Source organism: Pseudomonas coronafaciens pv. oryzae str. 1_6, from assembly GCF_000156995.2.
In the GTDB taxonomy this organism is placed as follows: domain Bacteria; phylum Pseudomonadota; class Gammaproteobacteria; order Pseudomonadales; family Pseudomonadaceae; genus Aquipseudomonas; species Aquipseudomonas tremae.
On sequence record NZ_CP046035.1, the window covers coordinates 2,715,702 to 2,736,120 of the forward strand.

General features: G+C 55.0%; 14 protein-coding genes and 2 pseudogenes. 9 read left to right on the top strand and 7 right to left on the bottom strand.

The annotated features are described in order from the left end of the window. Nucleotides 1-187: 187 nt before the first annotated feature. The 5 genes and pseudogenes from POR16_RS12305 to POR16_RS27260 all read left to right on the top strand — a co-directional run bounded on the left by POR16_RS12305 (nucleotide 188) and on the right by POR16_RS27260 (nucleotide 7,793). Nucleotides 188-1,645 (top strand): DUF3375 domain-containing protein, encoded by a 1,458-nt coding sequence (locus POR16_RS12305; protein ID WP_005886897.1) that lies wholly within the window; start codon nucleotides 188-190, stop codon nucleotides 1,643-1,645. Continuing rightward, nucleotides 1,642-2,439, top strand: coding sequence for a DUF4194 domain-containing protein (locus POR16_RS12310; RefSeq protein WP_005886895.1), 798 nt, complete (start codon nucleotides 1,642-1,644; stop codon nucleotides 2,437-2,439). The genes POR16_RS12305 and POR16_RS12310 overlap by 4 nt, the downstream gene beginning before the upstream one ends. Beyond that, nucleotides 2,432-5,821, top strand: a complete 3,390-nt coding sequence (locus POR16_RS12315) for an ATP-binding protein (protein WP_005886893.1) — start codon at nucleotides 2,432-2,434, stop codon at nucleotides 5,819-5,821. The genes POR16_RS12310 and POR16_RS12315 overlap by 8 nt, the downstream gene beginning before the upstream one ends. Next, on the top strand, nucleotides 5,821-7,017 hold the full coding sequence (locus POR16_RS12320) for a DUF3322 domain-containing protein (RefSeq protein ID WP_005886891.1): 1,197 nt from the start codon (nucleotides 5,821-5,823) through the stop codon (nucleotides 7,015-7,017). Before POR16_RS12315 ends, POR16_RS12320 begins: the two co-directional genes overlap by 1 nt. A 120-nt stretch (nucleotides 7,018-7,137) precedes the next feature. Beyond that, nucleotides 7,138-7,793 (top strand): annotated as a pseudogene (locus tag POR16_RS27260) (bacteriophage abortive infection AbiH family protein). 19 nt (nucleotides 7,794-7,812) lie between these two features. Here the strand turns inward: POR16_RS27260 and POR16_RS12335 are convergent. Further along, nucleotides 7,813-8,664: pseudogene (locus POR16_RS12335) on the bottom strand (IS5 family transposase); the annotation flags it as partial. A gap of 87 nt (nucleotides 8,665-8,751) precedes the next feature. Here POR16_RS12335 and POR16_RS12340 point away from each other — a divergent pair. From POR16_RS12340 to POR16_RS27265, 3 genes are all read left to right on the top strand, one after another. Next, the gene (locus tag POR16_RS12340) at nucleotides 8,752-10,287 is read left to right on the top strand and encodes a caspase family protein (protein ID WP_234887636.1); all 1,536 of its coding nucleotides are present in this window, start codon (nucleotides 8,752-8,754) and stop codon (nucleotides 10,285-10,287) included. A 558-nt stretch (nucleotides 10,288-10,845) separates the two neighbouring features. Continuing rightward, nucleotides 10,846-12,387 (top strand): IS66 family transposase, encoded by a 1,542-nt coding sequence (gene tnpC, locus POR16_RS12345; protein ID WP_122381299.1) that lies wholly within the window; start codon nucleotides 10,846-10,848, stop codon nucleotides 12,385-12,387. 37 nt (nucleotides 12,388-12,424) lie between these two features. Then, nucleotides 12,425-12,808 carry a GFA family protein gene (locus POR16_RS27265; RefSeq protein ID WP_005886884.1) on the top strand — a complete coding sequence of 128 codons (384 nt, stop codon included), beginning with the start codon at nucleotides 12,425-12,427 and terminating at the stop codon, nucleotides 12,806-12,808. Here the strand turns inward: POR16_RS27265 and POR16_RS12350 are convergent. From POR16_RS12350 to POR16_RS12375, 6 genes are all read right to left on the bottom strand, one after another. Continuing rightward, complete coding sequence (locus POR16_RS12350; protein ID WP_005886882.1) at nucleotides 12,805-13,017, bottom strand: hypothetical protein; 213 nt, start codon at nucleotides 13,015-13,017, stop codon at nucleotides 12,805-12,807. The two genes, POR16_RS27265 and POR16_RS12350, sit on opposite strands and share 4 nt — an antisense overlap. 167 nt (nucleotides 13,018-13,184) lie before the next feature. Beyond that, the gene (locus POR16_RS12355; RefSeq protein WP_005886881.1) at nucleotides 13,185-14,120 is read right to left on the bottom strand and encodes a MurR/RpiR family transcriptional regulator; all 936 of its coding nucleotides are present in this window, start codon (nucleotides 14,118-14,120) and stop codon (nucleotides 13,185-13,187) included. 54 nt (nucleotides 14,121-14,174) lie between these two features. Next, complete coding sequence (locus POR16_RS12360) at nucleotides 14,175-15,002, bottom strand: DUF6216 family protein (protein WP_005886879.1); 828 nt, start codon at nucleotides 15,000-15,002, stop codon at nucleotides 14,175-14,177. Nucleotides 15,003-15,071: 69 nt separating this feature from the next. After that, nucleotides 15,072-15,638 (bottom strand): hypothetical protein, encoded by a 567-nt coding sequence (locus tag POR16_RS12365; RefSeq protein ID WP_005886878.1) that lies wholly within the window; start codon nucleotides 15,636-15,638, stop codon nucleotides 15,072-15,074. Nucleotides 15,639-16,749: 1,111 nt separating this feature from the next. Continuing rightward, entirely contained in the window at nucleotides 16,750-17,904 is a 1,155-nt protein-coding gene (locus tag POR16_RS12370) for a hypothetical protein (protein WP_122381298.1), read from the bottom strand. Between the two features lie 299 nt (nucleotides 17,905-18,203). Further along, nucleotides 18,204-19,151, bottom strand: a complete 948-nt coding sequence (locus POR16_RS12375; protein WP_005886872.1) for a tyrosine-type recombinase/integrase — start codon at nucleotides 19,149-19,151, stop codon at nucleotides 18,204-18,206. A 197-nt stretch (nucleotides 19,152-19,348) separates the two neighbouring features. Between POR16_RS12375 and POR16_RS12380 the strand changes: the two genes are divergently transcribed. Then, a complete protein-coding gene (locus tag POR16_RS12380; protein ID WP_005886870.1) occupies nucleotides 19,349-20,419 on the top strand; it encodes a DNA-binding protein in 1,071 nt (356 codons plus the stop codon).

Sequence of the window (20,419 nt, forward strand, 5' to 3'; positions counted from 1 at the left end):
GCGGCCTTGTACAGCAGGGTCTGAACCAGACTACCAGCCCTAGGGGTGAGGCCCTGAACGTAAGCGTCCGGGGACGGCATATTGAGATGGGTTTGTAATCCTTTAGGATTGAGGTCTCAGCATGGGATACCAGGTTCGTCTCGCCACGAGCAGAGATGCTGCAGCTCACTACTATTGGAGAGGCGCGATGAGTTTGTACGAGAAGCAAGCGCGTTATCGTCGTTTGCATAGTGAACAGTCTGCCTGGCGCTTGCTGCGTGCAGATTCGGCACCGATTATCCTGGCGTTCATCGACAGCCTGTTTGCTGACGAACAAGAGGTGTTGTTCGCACGTGCAAAAGCCGCCCTTGAGGCGGAGTTGCCGACCTGGCAGGGAGCGTATGGCATGCAAGACAACGCCAACTCGCACCTGCGCAACTGGATCCATGCCGGCTGGATGCGTGAGCATGATGACCACCTGACCCGTACTGACGCCTTTCATCAGGCACTGCGATTTGTCGAGGGTCTTGAGAGCAGGGATACCACGACATCTGCCACCCACCTACGCCGAGTCCAAGACGCTGTACGAGACCTAGCAGTCGCTCTCAACCCGAGTGCTGAAGAGCGTTTGCTCGTACTGCGTGAACGGATGGCAGAACTGAGTGAAGAAGTCATGCGGCTGGAAGCAGGCATCGTGCCCGAGCTATCCAGTGCCGAACAGCGTGAGCGAGTACGCGGTGTCTACCAGATGGCCTCCGGGCTAACCGGTGATTTTCGCCGGGTTGAGGATGACATCCGTCAACTTGACCAAAGCATCCGTGTTCAGATGATCGAATCGGAAGGCGGTCGTGGCCTGGTTATCCAGAACCTTCTGGATAATGAAGATGCACTTTTGCAGACAGACGCTGGTCAGGCGTTTGACGGCTTTTTCAGGCTCCTCTGCGACGAGAACAGGAGCGTAGAATTCCGTGAGCAAATCCGGTCAATTTTGAATCGTCCGACTGCCAGATCCCACCTGAATGCACAAGAAATCCGTTTTCTCACACATCTGGTTCGTGAGCTGAGTAGCGAAAGTCAGCGGGTAATTTCGATACGTCGCCGCACCCAGGAAAGCCTCAGGGCATTTGTCGAGGCTGGTGCTCAGAGCGAACGCAGGGCAGTCGAGCAGGTGTTGCGCCAACTGGAAAAACTCGCAGTCACCTTTAAGGATCAAGACATTGGCCCACGCACCTCACTAAAGGTATATGTAGCCAGCGGGCCATTCTCGGTTAGCTCGCCATCGAGCATTCGACTGATGCAACCGCAAGCCAGCCTGGATACCAGCAAGGTGGTTCCGCAAAGTAACCAGACCACTGTGAGTGACACCATTCTTGAGTGTTTAGAGGCTGTTCAGATTCAGGAGGTGGCCGAAGCCATGCGCGACCTGCTGAAAAGCCAAGGGCCGATGAGCCTGGCTCAGATCGCCGAGTTGCGCCCTATTCAGGGCGGGCTTGAGGAGTTGGTCGCCCTTGTCCGCATCGCTAAAGCCATTGAAGCGGTTTCCCTCGAGGGCGTCGAGCATCTGGTGGTCGCTGACCGACAAGGTCAGACCATACGTGCCAAAATTCCCGTGCTACTCCTGAGCGCCGACCAGTTCCCGGAGAATTTAGAGAGCCTCCCCCTATGAATCGTGAAGACCAAAACAACGATGCTTTGGCACCGTCGCTCTTCGACACTTACCGCCAAGTGGCAGTCACTGCCCTGGCCGATACAGGACACCGGGAAGAAGGACTGGCAAAGCAGGAGGAGCCCGGCGAACTTGACGAAGTGGCCGTCCAACCTGAATCACAGGTTGTCTACGACATCATGCCAGCGGAGGCTCGTCGGGCCCTGAGGCTGCTATTGAACACGGGTGTTGTGCGGGCGGAAAAGAAACGCTTGGCTTTTGAAGCGCTCTGCCAGCACCGAGCACTCATCGCCGCTCATTTGGCCAACATGTTGCTGTGTATGACGCTAGACCAGAAAGCAGGCATTGCTATCCTTCTCGAGCAGGACTTGAGCGAATCCGGGTTCGAGGATCTGACAGACGAGGATGGCTCAAGCCTAGTTGGAAAACGCACTATGCCGCTTTACGACACCCTGGTGCTGCTGGTGTTGCGCAAGTACTACCAGGAGCGGGAAGTCATTGGTGAGAACAAGGTGATGATCGATGTCGACACCATCGCCGAACTCATGACCCCTTTCTTGAAGCTCACCAACAGCAGCGCTCTTGAGCGCAAGACCCTCAATGGCTCTATAGCTAAGCTGCGCGAAAAGCGCCTGCTGGCGAATGTGCGCGGCGACGGTGAGCGATTGGAAATCACCCCGGTCATTCGGTACGTGGTCAATGCCGACTTCCTGAATACCCTGTTAAGCGAGTACCAGCTGCTGGCCGAACGGGGGAGTGTGATGGGTCAACAGGAGGTAGAAGACGATGTCTGACACGACCAATACCAGCTTTGGCGATCTATTCTCTACAGGACAGATCCGCCTAGCGGAGATCTCGGCTTACAACTGGGGTTCCTTCCACGGGTTACACACGGCAGTGATCGACCCTGAAGGCACCCTGATCACCGGTGATAACGGTGCGGGTAAGTCGACGCTCATCGATGCGCACATGGCACTGCTCAACCGACCTGGGCAAACGTCATTCAACATCGCAGCCTCGCAAGGTGATCGTTCAGATCGCAACCTGATGTCCTATATTCGCGGCAATTACGGGACAGCCCACGACGGTTCTCAAACCCTCAACCTGATGAAGCGCGATGGCGCCACCATGACCGCCTTGCGTGCCCTATACCGGGCCGACGACGGCTCCGAGATAACGTTGGTTTCCATGTTCTGGATTCGCCAAGCCGGCGCCTCCATGACTGACCTCAAGCGTTTCTACCTGGTAGGTAAGCGGAATGTCAGTCTGGAAGTGCTCCTGCAGCAGTTTGGTTCCAACAACGTGCGCCAGCTCAAGCAGTATGTCGATGACGACCCAATGCTTAAGCACTTCGACAACAGTTTTTCTGCGTACCAAGAGTATTTCACTAGGCTGCTACGCATGGAAAACTCCAATGCGCCGGCGCTGCTGCAGCGTGCATTGGGTCTGAAGAAGATTGATGACCTGACAGCGCTGATCCGTGAACTGGTGCTGGAGCCAAGCAAAGTTCGCGATCTGGCTACTGGGGTTGTTAAGGAATTCGACGATCTGATCGCCGTCCACAATGAGCTGGATACAGCTAAGCAGCAAAAGGAGGTGCTTAGCATCCTGCCAGACCATAACCGGAACTATGAGAGTTCCTTGGAGGAGCAAGGGCAGGTCAACTCAGAGGCCACTGGGTTGACTGCATTCTTCGGTGAGCAGGGCAACCGACTCTGGGGAATGCGCTGTGAAGATCTGGATCGCTCGCTGGATGACCTGACGTCGGACGGTAAGCGTTTGGCTGAATCGGTGTCGCGGAATGAGGAGCGTGTAACCTCGCTTTTACACGCCTACCAGCAGCAGGGCGGTGATCGCCTTGATAGCCTGCGGCGTGAGGTTGAGGATGCGGAGAGGGGCTTCCAGACCACGACCAATAAGGCCCATGACTACCAGAAGGACACTCGTGATCTTGGGCTTGCTGAAACGCTTACCGCGAGCGCCGTGCGGGACAACATCGCTTCGGCCAAAGCTGTCCTGGTTGATTTACCCGCTCAGATTGACGATGCGAAGAATGCTTTCGGCGAGTCGCGTGGCGCTCTCTCGGGCATTACCCAACAGATAAAGAACCTGCAGGCCCAGATCAGTGAAATTGAGAAGCGGCCCAACTCCAACATTGACGCCGCGTTTCAGCGCCTGCGGGACGAAATGGTTGAGAGCCTGCAACTCAACAAAGATGGCGTCGTATTTATCGGTGAGCTGCTCGACGTGCGCAGTACCGAAGCGCGTTGGCGCGGTGCTATTGAGCGGGCGCTTGGGGGCCACCGGACAACGTTGCTGGTGCCCGAAGACAAGTTCCGCATGGTTACCGGCTGGGTAAACAGCCGACACACTGGCCTGCATGTTCGTGTCCAGGTTGTCAGCAACACCGAGCGCAACCCGGAGTTCCTCGGCGACGGGTTCCTACGCAAACTAGAATGGAAAGAACATCCGTATCGCGACTGGCTAAAGCGCCATCTGGCGCGTTTCGACCTGCACTGTGTGGATTCCACAGAAGTGCTCAATGATACCCCTTACTCCATGACCCGCGAGGGCCTGGTGCACATGGAAAAGGGGCGTTTTGAGAAGAAGGACGGGACACGCGTCGACGATAAAAAGAACTGGTACCTCGGATTCAACAACCTCAGCCGACTGGCGGCACTCCAGGAAGAGGGGGAGCGCCTGCGGGAAGGCCTCGATTCCGCCCGATCCGATGAATCTGTAAAACGTCAGGAAATGGACATCCTACTGGCCTCTGAGGCCATCTGGAAACGTGTGGCTCAAACCCTGTGGGATCAAATTGACGTCACTTTGGCAAAGCAACACCTGGACACCCTAAAGAACGACCTAGCGGCCATCAATGCTCCGGACAGCGATCTGAGTAAGGCGAAGGCGCTGCTTGAACTGGCTAAAAAAGAGCTCCAGGAAATCCGCAATGCGCAAAACCAAAATGCCAGAGCGGTCGGTGGGCTCGAGTTGGAGATCCAGCAGGCCAACAAAAGTCGTCAGGTCTCAGCCCTTGCTGCCAGTGCAGGCTTGGCAGACGCTGTGCGCCAGTCATTGTCCCTGCGTGTTGGCATTCTTACCTTGGAACATCTGGATAAACTCAATCAACTGGAGAAAACCCAGCGAGAGTTCCTAGATGATGCATTGAACTCGATTGGCAAACGAGCGAATCACTACAACGGCCGCATGATCGCGATCATCAACAGCTTCAAGACAAAGTGGCCGTTGGTTGCCAATGACTGGTTGACGACTATCGAGGGTCGCCAGGATTACATCGACTACCTCGACAAGCTTAATAACGAGGGTCTGCCCGATCTGGTTGAGCGCTTCCAGCAGCGTCTAAACAACAATACCACCCAGTCCCTGGGCCGCATGCAACGGGCCATTGATGACGAGCGTGAGGACATTCGGGATCGTATCGCCACCATCAACGAAGTGCTGGAGCGTACTGAGTTCAACCACGGCACGTTCCTGCGGCTGAAACATGAGGATGAACACTACGCGCATGTCAAAGAATTCACAGCCTTACTGGGCTCGGTTCTTAAGCATGCCTCAAGCGTTGATCACGAGTCTCGGTTCCTCGAGCTTTGTAGTCTGATCAGCAAGCTGGAAAAGGCTACCAATTCAGCCACCGCCATTAACCTGGAGAGTCAACGCCTCTTGGATTCGCGCTACCGCATGACGTTCTATGCCAACGAAATCGTGAAGGAAACCGGCGCCGTGCGTGATGTGCTTCGCTCATCTTCAGGCAAGTCCGGTGGGGAGAAGGAGTCGTTTGCCGGCATCATCGTGGCTGCCAGTCTGGCCTATGTGTTGACCCCGGATGGTGCTCCGCACCCGATGTACTGCACCGTTTTCCTGGATGAGGCCTTTTCCAACACTGCCGATAAGGTGAGTCGCCGCGTGCTGCGGGTGTTTCGTGAGCTTAAGATTCACGTCAATTTGATTACACCCTACAAGAACCTGAACCTGGCTCGTGATTCAGCCCGCTCTCTGATCATCGCCGAGCGTAAGATCGATGGCCATGAAAGTCGCCTGAGCCAGATCACTTGGGATCAACTTGACCAGCAAAGCGCTGAACGCCGGGAAGCTAAGCAAACCCAATTGGCCGGGGTCGCTGAAGGCCTGGGCATTCAGATGGAGCAACTCTAATGCGCAGTTGGGGGCGTTTGCCAACCGATGTCATGCGCGAGGTCGAGCGCCTTGAATGGGATAACGCAACCAATCTACGGGGGCGACTGCAGGGCACGCGGCGCTTTCCGATCAGCTTGACGCTTAAGCCACCAGCGGCTGGCGATGCATTGATGGACATTGACCACTTCCACAACTGGGTCAATGCATGGCGGCAATGGAGCAAGCAAAGTCAGGTTAAGTGGGTAACCCGCAGGTATCGAGTGGTGGGTGATGTCGAGGTACCGGAGCGGCTTGATCTTTCGAATGTTAAAGATTTGATTGAAGCCATCGGGCCGGCAGCCGTCCAGCGTTCTCAGATCTGGGCGGCACTCATGGAACCCCTTCTGGCAGTGGATCGAAATCTGTATGACACCCTCATTGGCCAGATTCTTGTAGTCGAGCAAATGAGTCATCGTGCTGCCCAGCAGATGGCGAAGGTGCTGCCACAGTTGCGTCAGGGTATGGGGGATGGGTGTTACCTGCGGGGGGTGCCTGTACAAGGGATTGATACCAAATTTCTGGAAACGCACACACCTCTGCTGACCACCTTGCTTGATGTCATCCACAATGGGGCACTGTGTGAAGCCGGTGGGCTGGAGGCCTGGCTCGGCTGCCTGCAAACCCCGAGCAACTGGCTCTATATTCGACCCTTGTGTCCAGAACTTAGGCAGCAAATGGGTGGCTTCTCAGTATTACAGATTCCCCTCGAAGAGTTTTTGGCACGACCATTACCTGGTCGCAGGGTGTTGGTCGTGGAGAACACCAAGCCCGGCTACGCCTTGCCCGAACTTCCAGACACGGTCGCCATCTTTGGCGGCGGCCGGAACACCCAATGGCGTATGGCTCCATGGCTCGCCGAGCGGGATATAGCATATTGGGGAGACATCGACAGCTGGGGGCTGACTATCCTTGCTCACGCCAGGCAGGCACTGCCAGGGATTACGGCCTTGATGATGGATCACGAAACCTTAATGGCGCACATGGATTTTTCCGTGGAGGAGCCGCGCTCAACGAACCTTCCTGCTGTGGGTTTATTGTCGGAGGAGCGCCTGCTGTTTGAGTCGCTTATCAAATCCGCGCAAAGCATTATCCGTTTGGAACAAGAGTACCTTGCCCAGAATTATGTTTTGTCCAAGCTATACAGCTGGGCGAAGTGCTGCACCACGAAATCGTAATAGTCGTCTCCACACGCTGATCATTCGTGTGAGGGGCTACACCACTCCAGCCTGTGACCTGTGCATTGGCAGCTAACCCACTGATATATTTGCGATTTGACTAGACCGAGCGAGACCTGAATGGATGCAAAAAAGCTTTACGTTATCGGCAACGGCTTCGATCTGTATCATGGCATTCCATCAAGCTACTGCGCATTTAAGGACTTCGTGCGAGCGAATGACCGGGAGGTTTTTGAATGGGTCGAGGACTACGTTCCTGCTGGGGAATATTGGGGGGAACTTGAGAGCTCGCTGGCTTACCTCGATACTGACAGCATTGTAGATGAGCGTACGCAGTTCCTTGGGTCATATGGTGACGATGACTGGAGTGATTCGGGACACCACGATTTCCAATACGAGATTGAGCGAGTAGCCTCCGGCCTGTCATCCACCTTCAAGAGCTGTTCAGCAAATGGGTGAGCTCGTTGCCCATCCCTGACGCCAGCAGTGCCCCCGTGCAGCTCCAGACACTTGACCCTCAGGCGTTTTATCTGACTTTCAACTACACGAACACCCTCGCCAAGATCTATGGAATTGATCCTGATCAGGTACTTCATATCCATGGGAGTGCAGATAACGGTGATGAGCTCATTCTGGGGCACGCTTGGGAAGCACAGCAGCGTGAAACACTGAACCGCCAGGACGATGACCCCGACAGCTTCGACCACCGAGTAGCCGAGGCTATGGATGAGCTAGATGAAGAAGACATTCAAACCTTCGGCGAAAATCATCGCTGACCACGCGAGCTTTTTCCGTGGTTTTGTACGAAAAGTATTGCCGCATACAACGTAGGCTGCAGGCCAGCGTGACCATGGCTGCAAAGCTCCTGGCCAGCTTGTCGTAGCGAGTGCCTATTCTGCGGTTCTCCTTTAGCCAGCCAAACATCCGCTCAATGATGTTCCGCTGCCGGTACTTTGGACGATCAAAGAGCCGGGGCAAGCCTGGCCGGGGTTTGCGTGGCATGGCGCGCAGCGGAATCACCGGCTGCATTCGGTAACGGTCGCAGTACTGTCGCAGGTGTTCTGCGTCATAGCCTTTGTCAGCCAGTAACCAGCGACTACGCTTGCGTGGTCGCCCCGGCTTACCGGGAATTCGCACCTGATCCAGCAGCGGCTGGGCGTGAGCGATGTCGCTGGCGTGCCCCGCCGAAAGGATGAAACGTAAGGGAACACCATTGGCGTCGCAGACCATGTGAATCTTGGTAGTAAGGCCGCCTCGACTGCGTCCCAAGGCATGGTCTAGCGGTTCTTCAGACCCCCCTTTTTTTCCGGCGCCTGAAGAGGCTCGGGTTGCACGTACCGCCGTGGAATCGATCATCCAGGTGTCCAGATCGATCAGTCCTTCCCGGTTCAGTCGAATATGCAAGCGCTCCAGTATTCGGTCGAACGTGCCGTCGTCGTGCCAGTCACGAAAACGCTGATACACCGTTGACCAAGGCCCAAAGCGCTCAGGAAGATCGCGCCACGCAGCGCCCGAGCACAGGATCCAAAGGATTCCATGCAGTACCAGGCGATCATCACTGCGTGGGCGACCCATTTTCTGCTCTGGAGAAACCAGGTCTTTGATCAATTCCCACGATGCGTCGGAGAGTTCGTAACGCTTTGCCATGCGGGCCTCCAGCCAATCATGGCGGCAATTCTACCCGCACCGACTTTTCGTACAAAACCTAGTCAGAGATCGTTTTCCCGACTGCAATTGCTGCGTCGTGAAAGAATGGTGCTGGATGCCGCTGGCATGGTCTCCAATCTGGGTATATTGCTGAAGCCTGAAGTGATTGGAAAAGCCAAAACGTTCGGCGTCTCATTTTTTGTATCATCGGCAGCAGACCAGTACGCCAGCGAGACGAGTCAAGGCGGGTACGGGACTATCGGCTTGCTCAAAGTGCTGGATGGGGAGATCGACACGGGGTCGCGAGCAGGCATGCTTGATCTGCTGGATATAGGCCGACCCGCTGCACAGTACGTGTCACAACAGACCCAAGGAGGGCAGATGCCCTCAGTCTGGGGCGTCAATCTCTATGGCCATATGCCGCTGTTCGGCAATCCACATGCTACCGAAAACCAAACTTCTTCCTTGCTGGGTTTTACCGGCATCGCACCTGCGTCACCGGCAGGACAAGCGATCAGCAGTCATTCCACCGAACTCTACAAGCTGATGTTTGCCCCGGAACATGAGCTCATGGCTCAAAGCCTTTTTCCCATCCTTTCCAAGTTCGTCGATCGCTTGGTCGACATACCCGGAGCTGCGGGCGTTTTCATTGGCGGTATATGGCAGTCATTGGAGAAGGGGGCAAGGCGTCATTCCAATAGTTTCTCAAGGGTCGAACTAAGCGCGACGTGCGCTGCATTGCTCCTTCACTCATCCCAAAAAGACGGTGCCTCGCGCGACTGCGTCATAGGGCTGGCCCATGAGATAGTCGTGGAGGTTGAGCACTTACTCTGGGACGTCGTTGGTGCGCTTAGAGAACATCCTAGCTCTTTATGCCGACACGGCATCCCCGACCTGTTCTACCTTCCCCAGCGTATAGCAAGAATCTTGGGCTGGGCCGGCGCCGCTGCCCACTTGGCTGGGGAACTCAAGATGAATAACGCCAATCTGAAAGAGGCGCTGGAGCAACTGAGCGGAATATTGATAGAGCATTACGCGAGCTGCTGTGCAGGTATGAGCGAGGATGAAGCCCCGTATTGGGCGCTTTTCCTTACCGCAATAAAAGCTGATGAACTCAATGGTCTTGGTGAGCTAGTGGTCAGCACGCTGAGCAACTCACTCATTGAGCACAATGGTCGACTTGCTCGCCCTCTGTTGGCGGCAGATGATGTGTACGGCTACCTCAAGGCACGCGCCGATAAAGACCCAGTCGCATTGAAGAGCTTGAGTAGCTCGCCTTCAGAAACACTGGCGCTTGTACTGCTCGTCAGTGGCCGACACTCCCTTCAGGACGAGCTGGATCAAAATCTGATAAGTCTAGATCACGCGCACTTCAACATCTTCATCCCGCAAAGCTATCTAGATTTCAGTCAACCGCTTGTTCGCGCCGGCACTAACCATGTGTTTCAGATCGGCCATGGGGTTTGGACGGTGGCAGATGTCACCCGGCGGTGGGATGAGGTATGCGAGCCGCAAATGGGGCATGACATATCGCTTCTTAACCCTGCCACACGGATTGGATCAATTTGCGCATCACTGATTTTTCCGGATCGAGTACCTTGGTTTCTTCTCAGGACTCGATGACTTCGCATGCAAAACGAGCTTTGCGAGCGGGGATGAATCCTGGGCTAGTAGGCGCAGATAATTTTACGGGTGGCAGCGAGTAGATCTTCACCTTGGATCCGCCGCCAGAGTAGGGCTGATGACGCCAGCTGCCTGACCCATCTGGGAGTCCAGTTCGGCTGTGAGGAACGCTGATAGCAAATGCCAAGCCCAAGGTCGCTGGTGATCGAGACCCGCGAGGTGGAACGCGCCCGCCCCTGTGACGCCTGAGTGACTAGAAGTGCGGACGAATGTGTGGATCAGATGGTGGTCGTAAGTAGTTGACTACTTATCTGCCTGGACTGAGGAGCCTGTCCTGCTACCTAGCCGATGGGAATAGAGTGAGCCAACCAACTGATTCACTCGATTCATCCCAGCCGAGAGCCTTCTAGACCGAGAGCTTGCGAATCCAAGGCACGATACCGGAAAGCGTGCGCAGGGTCTCGACAACCCCAGACAGGCGTTCCTCTGTGCAGTCCTCAAACGTCGGGGCCCATCAGCCTATCGTCGCCACCAGCCCTCTCTGACAAAATCGGCGGCATGACTTCGCATCCAAATCTCGATCAATTAAACCCTGAACAACTGCGGGCCTTGGCGGCGCAGTTGATCCAGCGCGTCGAGACAATGGACAAGCAAATCACCCATCACAAATCGGTCAACGAGAAGCTGGCCCATGAGATCGCGCTGCTCAAGCGCTTCAAGTTTGCCAAGCGCAGCGAGCAGCTAAGTCCGGATCAGGCCAGCTTGCTTGACGATTTGATCGACACCGATATCGCCGCTATCGAAGCGGAGCTTGAGGCACTGCAACCGGCAGCTGTCGGAGCCAAACTGCGCCAGCAACCCAAGCGCGCACCGCTGCCACCGCAATTTCCACGCACGCTGATCCATCACGAGCCGGACAACAGCCACTGCCAATGCGGCTGCGCCCTCAAACGCGTCGGTGAAGATGCCAGCGAAAAGCTCGACTACACACCGGGCGTGTCCACCGTCGAGCGCCACATCCGTGGGAAATGGGTCTGTGAACAATGCGAAACGCTGATCCAGGCACCGGTACCGGCGCACGTCATCGACAAGGGTATCCCGACAGCAGGCCTGCTCGCCCACGTCATGGTGGCCAAGTTCGCTGACCATCTACCGCTGTATCGGCAGGAGAAAATTTTTGGCCGTGCCGGGTTGTCCATCGCTCGTTCTACTCTGGCGCAATGGGTAGGCAACTGCGGCGTGCAACTCCAGCCGCTAGTCGATGCGCTGCGCGAAGCCGTGCTGACGCACGGCTTCGTCCACGCCGACGAAACTCCGGTACAGATGCTGACGCCTGGCGCGAAGAAAACTCATCGCGCTTACGTCTGGGCCTATGCCACCAGCCAGTTATCTGAACTTGCTGCGGTCGTTTATGACTTCAGTCCGAGCCGTGCTGGCGAACATGCTCGAAATTTTCTCGGCCACTGGAACGGCAAGCTGGTCTGCGATGACTTCGCTGGCTACAAGGCAGGCTTTGAACTGGGCGTTACGGAAATCGGCTGCATGGCCCATGCGCGCCGCAAGTTCTTCGATCTGCACGCGACCAACAAGAGCCAGATCGCTGAAAAAGCACTGCACTACATAGCGGCCTTGTACGAAGTTGAACGAGAGGCACGCGAGCTGGAACCGGGTATCCGGCAGCGAATACGGCAGGACAAAGCAGCGCCGATCATCGATGCACTTCATACCTGGATGATCGCCCAGAGGCAGCTGGTGCCTGAGGGATCGGCCATCGCCAAAGCGTTGGATTACAGCCTCAAACGCTGGATAGCGCTGACGCGCTATCTCGATGACGGAGCTGTGCCCATCGATAACAACTGGTGCGAGAATCAAATCCGGCCGTGGGCTCTTGGGCGCTCGAACTGGCTGTTCGCGGGCTCGTTACGCAGCGGCAAACGCGCGGCTGCGATCATGAGTTTGATCCAGTCGGCGAGACTGAATGGTCATGATCCGTATGCCTATCTGAAAGATGTACTCACGCGCCTGCCGACGCAGCGGGCGAGTGAAATAAGCCACCTACTGCCCCACGAATGGACGCCTAATCGTGCCCAACTGAAGTAAGTTAGGCATCCGGCATAAAATCGGTCACTGAGTTGACATGAAAATCCACGCCAAAAATGGACTGTTAGAAGGTTCCTGTCATTGTGGAAACGTGCGCGTGTTCATCCCGCATCCACCAGTTCATGCCATCAAATGTAATTGCTCTATTTGCCGGAGACTCGGGGCGCTTTGGGCTCACTATGAAACTGGTGCAGTAAAGTTCGAGGGACACCCTCAAAATACCTCATCGTATGTTTGGGGTCAGGAAACCCTGAGGACGATCCGTTGTAGTAATTGTGGGTGCGCCACTCACTGGGAAGCGATCCTCCCGGGGGCAGGTGCTGGTGTTGGGGTGAATATTAATAATTTCGATCAGGAATTGGTCGGAACAACACCCGTGCGCCATTTCGATGGTGCCGATAGCTGGGCATATCTAGACTAGGCAAGGTGCATTGGCTGGACGCTTACAGTGATCGCGCCGCTGTCATCGGTGTATTCGTAGGGTGCGAAGGTGGGGTCGATGGCGACGACCAGAGTGCCGCACGCTTTCACATCGTCGAGCGTATCGGCTGAGGACAGCGGGGCGTGGAGGCTAACCGCGAGCGCTGCAGCGACCAGCGCAAAAGGAAGACCGGCGAACAGTTTTTTCATGATAGCGCCCTTGGTGTGGTGGTAGACCCAAGGTGTATCGCAGATTCTATGCAACTGTCTGCTGAGGCACTGAAACAAAACTGTCAGCCCGCTAGAAACCAGGGTTTCATGGGCGCTCTATATGAAACATATGTTTCACAAGCGCGAATGGACAATTTCATCTGGGCTTATTTGTGCGCCAGTAAGGGGCGCCTTAGCGCCTGATTGGTGCGAGCGCGTCCTGCATCATTCCAGCTCGCCCAGTTCTTGGTGCAAGACCTCAGCCTGTGCCAAGTGGGTGGATTTTTCGCCGGCAGCTCTTTGCCTACCAGTGAACAGAGCAGGTTAGTGATGCTAGAGACGCTGGCATTGCTGTCAAACATCAAGCTGCCTGCGGTGTGGCACCGGATTACCCACCGCGCGAGCTTAGCGGGCGTTCCAGCAAGCACATCAGAGATGTACAGCAGTTGAACACCGAGCCGCGACATCGCCGACGTCGCACTTTCTAGCTGTGGCACGCGTCGACGCAAGCCTATGCAGATGGCCACATCTCGTTCGTCCAGACCAGCAATGTACTCAGCCAAGCTATCGCCGGGTGCTGGTAGCAGCAGGATGTCGCCGCGCACCTGGATCAGATTACTGCGGAACATCACCGCGATGGTCTGGCTGTGGCGGTACCCGATCAGCACCACCCGGCGGGCCTTGGCAATGGCTTGCGCTATCTCGAACAGCTCCGTCTGGTCTAAGGATCCATACGTTTTGACCAGATTTGCGACTTCTTGATCCAGGTGGTGCTGGATCAGCGCTTGTGGATCACGATCTTCGTCCCCCAGATGCTGGAGGTATAGAGGGGATCCTCCGGTGCTCGCCTTGCGCGCTTCACGCCGGGCACTCTCATAGGAGTCGTAACCCAACGAGCGGAAGAAACGCGTGGTGGTGGCTTTTGAGACGCCTGCATGGTTCGCGAGTTCGGTGGCGGTCTGCATTGCCAACTGACCGGGGGAGGCGAGAATTACGTCGGACAGTTTTTGTTCCAAGGCAGACATCTGCTCATATCTGCCGCGAATACTGCTCTCCAGCGAGGGGGGCGAATCGGATTGCTTCGGCGTGTTATTTGCTGCCATAGGAAGTCCACTGCTGGGTATGCTGGAGGTACAGGTAACGCCTACCTGGGAAGTCTAACTCACGCTCGCCGCCACCTCGGCGACCTTTTTCTTCAACACCTTGGCATTGTTCTCACGATCAATCATGAACATGAGAAATAGGAGACAAGCAAACGCAGCGCAGCCAGCGCCGAATCCAATCGCCCATTGCTCACGAATCACGTCTTCGATTCTCTGGTTGTTATTGCCCAAAACCAAGCTGCAGATCACATCTTTGTCCCACTGCTCTGTAAAGGGCTCCAAGCCGTCGGAGAATAGACAGTAGTCATTGCCGACAGTCCAGTGCGCAGCACCTGCCCAGGATAGCCACTTACTGCTACCGTTAAACGCTTCGTCTGGCTGCACCCAGAACATGGTCTGAGTTTTTTTGACCGTAAGCCATGCGTAGTGAGTGTGCGTAAGGACGTACGAGGATAGGAATAGAAAAGTCATTGCGGCGAGCATCAGGGCGCGGACGGTTCGGCGCCGGCGCTTTGAGGGAATCTTGAACGTCAGTTCATTTGCATCGAAGTACCGTCGTGCTCGACATAGCTCTTCAATCGTCAAATCATTACGACCCAGCCATGAGAGCAGCTTCGCCAGGTGTTTAGACGTTTTGAGATCTAGGCCAAACCAGAGGTTGAAGCGCTGCAGGTCTTCGTGATCCGCCCAGACCCGCTGTACAAATTTGCTATTGAAACTCTTCGCGGCTCCCAGCAATTGGTGCCATCGGTAAACCACGTAAAACATCGCATTGGTTCGGAGTATCACATATAGCATCAGAGCGACTGCTCCGAGGTAAGGCAGCACCTTGATCGTTACGTCGATCAATTCAAGTGGGGAGTTAACAAGCTGTTCGGACAAGGTTGGCTTCCAATGCGCTATTAATGGGGGGTGTCTGGGCGAATCATATCTTGCCCTGGGGCGGTACAGCTATCTCATATACATCCTGTCCGTGCGCGTCATGTTGATCAGAAAGCTGTCAGCGTACAGACCATTTGTCTCAAGAATGACCTCGTTCTTCGCGGTTTTGCGGATGTCGTATCGCTGCGACTGGGCCAATAGTAGCCTTTGCTCAATTTCGGATTTTTCATTACCAAGATCGTCGCCGGCACGGCGCATATGTACAGGTATGGACATAGGTTTGCCGGTTATCGATACTGCCACCAGCTTAGTTCTCACATTGAGCAGCTTAGTGACTAATTCCTCATCAGTGGATTGCCACTCACCGTTACCGATGAAGTCGTAGCTGACAACAACCGGGGGTCGAGGTACAGCCGTACCCAGTGTGATATTTAGCAGGCCGGACACCCTGTATGTTTTGTTGGCAAAAAACTGCGTAGTGCCCTCAAAGCCTACGACGGCGGTGCGATCCGGATACTGATATTTTTCCTGCCACATGCCCAATAGGTTAGGGTTCAAGCCGTCTGACGATTTGGGCGCGAATGCGTAGGGAAGCCAAGGCCCTATGATCGTCGAAGCGACCTGGAGTGCGGTCATAAATAGTGCTCCTAGCGAAAATACCGTCGCTCGACGACGGAATCGAGTCGTGTTCCATTTCATGTGGTGTTATCCAGGTTGCAGGGAGGCTTAATATCACCCTTCTTCGGAGGCTGAATTCGACGCGACCAGTGCGGGAGGGTAGAGGTGCTTCTGAATTGCCTCTGCCAGCTCTCCAAGAGCAGATTCTGGGCGCCGGCCTTCTCGGCTGTCCTTGGGACGCGGCCGCGAACTGCTGGCTGTGTCGTAGCAGCGCTTCAGCATCGTTGTGATTAAGATCGAGCAGGATCATCCGTTGGAAGTTCTGAGCGCGCCTAAGGAGGTTCGCTCCGGCCGCGAGACCAGTATCTGGGGATGCATTCCCCGGTGCAAGGTATGGATATTTCCAAATTAGGGCATAAGCGCTACGTCGGCAATATCTCTCTAAGATATCGCAATTTCAGCGTCGCCATCTGCAGGACGGTCTTGCCAAATACCTGAAGGCGGCCAATGGAGATACCAATACCACCGGCGCCAACAATTACGACAGCTGTCTCATCTCCTATAGTTTTTTCCTCGGAGTTAGACGACACGCATGCCTCAGGAGACCGTCACGTACCACACAAGAGGCGAGGATTGAACATGTGCTCATCCGCTTGATTCAGTGGCTCAGACGGCCTGAGCCAGCATTTTATGCACACGCTCGCCTAAGATTCACTACATCATTTCCGGGCGGCGTATGCGTGAACCGTCGCTGAATCGGCTTAAAAGATACGGGGCGGGGTCAACGAACGGCTTTTCACCCGTCACTATCTCAGCAGCTAATCGAGCAGCGCCTGGGCCTATTCCAAAGCCATGCCACTGAATCCTGACGCGATAGTAAGCCCGGTGATGATCGGAGTTTGGGAAATGATCGGTACAATTTCAGGTGTGGTGTCAATCAGGCCAGCCCAAGCATTAGTTACCTTTACATCTGCAAACGCTGACAGGGTGTTTGAGGTGATGCCCTTTCGAGACACCTACATTCTGCGCTACTCCAAAGAAGAAGTTGCTCCAGTCTAATCAGCAGACCCTAACCCGGGCCTTCACAAGTAACTCGAGAAATTGCGTGCTCATCCATCATGGACGGGTTTCACTTCTTGCTGATGAAATGTCGAATATAGGCTTCGCTGAGCCCGTGTACGAGCTGAACCAAATTTTTTAGCTGGAGTTCCAGCTCTTGAGTTGACCAAGGCGAAACTAGTTCCCCGTGCATGACCTGATTACGGACAGTTTGCCAAGTTTTTAGATGAGCGCTTTCTAGTACGCCGGTCTTGCAAAGCCCTCGTAGAGATTGAGCTACTCCGTTGGTCTTTGTTCTCGCCAGTGAGTCCAACATCCGCTGGCGAAGATGCATATCCTCTTTCCACTCCTCTATGTAAGCCTTAAGGCGTCCGACCTTATTCACGTCAATATCTGAAACCCTATCCTTGACCGGGTACATCAGATTTGCTAAACCCTCAATGATACTGGCCAGTGTCATGCACAGAACCCAGTTTGAGCCGGTCGTGGCTTGAGCGAGCTCCTGATAGTAATGGGTAAGAGGGTTCAGTTCAAAATTCGGATTATCCGATCCGTCTCGGGAATGAATCACGACTGAGAGCATCGCTCCGTAGAGCTCCCAAAACCGCTTGTGGTCTGCCCTGCTAGGCTCAGATAGGATTGATGATATCTTTTGATTCGCCGTATGCTCAGGAACTACGCGCAACGAAACCTGGGCAGTACCGTTCCCCATATTTCTAGCGACTAGCCGAGGGTAAATCAATTGACCAAGCAAGATATTGAAAGGCTCGCTAATCCAGTTTTCTGCGTAGGGGTGGCTGAAACTTGATGAGACCTCTGCAACGCCAAGAGTTCTCGTACCGTTTGAGCTGTCGAAGAACTGCAATTTCACTCCCTCGACAGTCACTGTATCTCGTATTTCATTCTTGCCAAGCCCTGGATCACCACGCTTCTGAAGCGGAGGCTGAGGCAGAGACAGCTTGGTATCGTAGATGACTTCCACGCCGGCGTCCCGAGCCACACCGTAGCCTGAGACAATGGTCATGATCCCTTGGATTGCTCCTGATAAGCGCCACCGAGACTGTGTTATCTCACCCAGCTGAACATTCACCCAGCCGCAGTTCCAGCGTGTGCCTTCGTAGTCCGTAGCAAATACTCTTAGCTGTTCCAAATTTTCGTAGGGATTGGTTTTTGCGTGCACTAGAGCTTGGAAGGCCCGACCCTGATCTTTAGCCTCTGCATGCATGACGAAACTCATCGAAGTAGAGGAGTTAATGGAGATTTGGCCAGGCCCTACAAGTAGGGCGGATTCGGAATCATGCCCAATAACCTCCATAACGGGACATTCGATTTGCTTAGGCGTATCGAGTAATTTGTAATCCCAGCTGTGTAAAGTTCGCATCAACGTCCCTAGGCTATGAGATAGCCAAATTTGTTTGTTCTGAAGGCTTCAAATGCAGACCCCTTTTCTCCACTTCACCTTACCCAAGGGCGTGCTGGCCTCAACAACTCGTTGTGTTGCAACGTAGATACTTCTACGAGCAATCAGAAGGTCTCCAGTCGCGGTGTACCTGAATTAGCTTTGAGGCCTCCAAAAGAGATGCCGGCATCGACGTAACGCAACGCCGACTTCATATCTTTCCACCCCACATAGCTCATCAGTCCTTTGATGTCCCACCCATTCGCTGATGCCCAGGTCGCAAAGCCGCGTCGCATAGAGTGGGTGCTGTACAGTTCCTCGGGCAGGCCGGCTTCTTTAAAAATGCGGCGCAGCATGGGGATCAGACTATGAGGTTGTACGGCCTTATCTCCTAGGTTTCCCCAGCGATCCAAGCGCCGGAACACAGGCCCTTTTGCAATACCGGCAACCGTAACCCAGTCGATGTAGGCCTCGACGGGGCAGAGCACTTTCAGAGCCGGCGTTTGAAACGTTGTCCCTTCATGCTGGCGATCGCCTTTGGTGTAGGGCAAGAAGAATGTGATGCCTTCACCGCTGTAGGCTTTCGTATTTTCTACTGTAAGCCTAGCCAGCTCATCCCCACGAAACCCCCGCCAGAACCCGATCAGCACCATCGCAACCGAACGACGATGGCGTAGCAGCGTCTTGTAATCCCCGCGATCAAGCGCAGCGCTCGCTTCAGCTTCTAGCCATTTCACGGCCTGCTCTAGATGCCCGAGTAAGAGAGGAGCGGCTTGCTTCACCTGGGCAGGGTGCACAACACGGATGCCCTTGATCATCTGGCGCACACTAGGCGTCTTGGTCGGGTCTGGGAATCCTTGGGTGATATGCCATTGCGCCAGCGCAGCCAAGCGCTGCTTGAGCGTACTGATCGCATGCTTATCGGCGTACTCAGCTAGGTATCGAACGATCCCATCGCCAGTGGTGGGCAGGTAGCCGCCCCACGTCACTTCAAAGTGCTCGATCGAGGCCCGGTAGCTTTTCCGGGTGTTTTCTCTCGTCCCAGCCTTCAGGTACCGGTCAGCCTTTTCCATCACTTATCGCCTTCAAAATCTGCGTGTTTTCAGCATTCCACAATTTCAGGGGCCGCTAAAAGTCTTTTCGAACGAGAAGAAGCTATAAGTCTCCATTATGGTCTCCTAGCTACGCGAGATCAAAGGGCGTAATATTGATGAATGGTGATACGTAAATACATGTCATGTAACACAGTACGAAATCGTAGGAGAGCCTGATGGCCCGCGGCGGAATCAACAAAGCTACTGTGCGAAAAGCACGTCAGGCCCTCCTAGCCCGAGGAGCCAACCCCAGCATTGACGCGGTGCGCGTTGAACTGGGGAATACAGGCTCCAAAACGACCATTTCTCGCTACCTGAAGGAGCTTGACCCTTTAGCTCGCGAGCCAGCGGCAGCACGCGAGCGTCTGAGTGACTCGCTCAACAGCATGGTGCAAACCCTCCTGGATCAACTGATGGAAGAGGGTCAGCAGGCCATCTCCGAAGCTACTGCGGCTTTTGAGCTGCAACGCTCGGCGCTTGAAGGCCAAGCCGAGGTACTTAGATCCGAATTGGCTGCGGCGCAGCGGCATTCCGTAACCCAAACCGCCGCGCTAGAGACACAGAGTGCAGAACTCGCAACCACTCACTCCTCACTGCAGGCCGAATTGAACCGGAATGCAGGGCTAAGTCAGCGTTGTTCCGATCTGGAGGTCTTTGTTGCCGAGAAGGACAAGCACATCCTTTCGCTTGAGGAAAAGCACGTCCAGGCCCGCGGGGCGCTTGAGCACTATCGAGAGGCGGCAAAGCAGCAGCGTGATCAAGATCAACGCAGGCACGAATCTCAACTGCACGAGATGCAGGTTGAACAACGCAAGCTGCGGGAAACCATCGCGGTAAAGCAGGACGAGTCAACGAGGCTCAACCGAGACAACGAACGTCTTCTGGCTGAAGCCAGGCAGCAAACCAAGGCCCTGCATACTCAGGAAGCCCTCGTCCAAACGCTAAGTACCCAAATTGAGGCGCTACGCCAGGATCAGGCGAAGTCCGCCGGTGTGTGCGAGCATCTCAAGGAGCAGCTCTCGGCCCAGCGTGAAGAGGCCAAGGCGCTCCACAAGTCCGCCGCTGTAGCGAATCTACGTGAGCAAGAAGCCATGACGCGGATGGCTCAGCTTCAAAGCGAGAACGATCAATTACGCCAGGCAGAGCTTGCTAGGCCGAGCCTGGGGGAGGGGGGCGATCCCCACTCAGCGGTAGAGGTTCAGGACAGTGCCGGGCCCGACAAGCCTTCGATACGACCGAGGAAATGA

Excerpts from the sequence above, each read along its gene's own strand:
- POR16_RS27265 (WP_005886884.1), top strand. The coding sequence starts at position 12,425 with ATGAAAATCCACGCCAAAAATGGACTGTTAGAAGGTTCCTGTCATTGT.
- POR16_RS12375 (WP_005886872.1), bottom strand. The coding sequence starts at position 19,151 with ATGGAAAAGGCTGACCGGTACCTGAAGGCTGGGACGAGAGAAAACACC.
- tnpC (WP_122381299.1), top strand. The coding sequence starts at position 10,846 with ATGACTTCGCATCCAAATCTCGATCAATTAAACCCTGAACAACTGCGG.
- POR16_RS12365 (WP_005886878.1), bottom strand. The coding sequence starts at position 15,638 with ATGACCGCACTCCAGGTCGCTTCGACGATCATAGGGCCTTGGCTTCCC.
- POR16_RS12315 (WP_005886893.1), top strand. The coding sequence starts at position 2,432 with ATGTCTGACACGACCAATACCAGCTTTGGCGATCTATTCTCTACAGGA.
- POR16_RS12310 (WP_005886895.1), top strand. The coding sequence starts at position 1,642 with ATGAATCGTGAAGACCAAAACAACGATGCTTTGGCACCGTCGCTCTTC.
- POR16_RS12350 (WP_005886882.1), bottom strand. The coding sequence starts at position 13,017 with ATGAAAAAACTGTTCGCCGGTCTTCCTTTTGCGCTGGTCGCTGCAGCG.
- POR16_RS12370 (WP_122381298.1), bottom strand. The coding sequence starts at position 17,904 with ATGCATGCAGAGGCTAAAGATCAGGGTCGGGCCTTCCAAGCTCTAGTG.
- POR16_RS12320 (WP_005886891.1), top strand. The coding sequence starts at position 5,821 with ATGCGCAGTTGGGGGCGTTTGCCAACCGATGTCATGCGCGAGGTCGAG.
- POR16_RS12305 (WP_005886897.1), top strand. The coding sequence starts at position 188 with ATGAGTTTGTACGAGAAGCAAGCGCGTTATCGTCGTTTGCATAGTGAA.
- POR16_RS12355 (WP_005886881.1), bottom strand. The coding sequence starts at position 14,120 with ATGGCAGCAAATAACACGCCGAAGCAATCCGATTCGCCCCCCTCGCTG.
- POR16_RS12380 (WP_005886870.1), top strand. The coding sequence starts at position 19,349 with ATGGCCCGCGGCGGAATCAACAAAGCTACTGTGCGAAAAGCACGTCAG.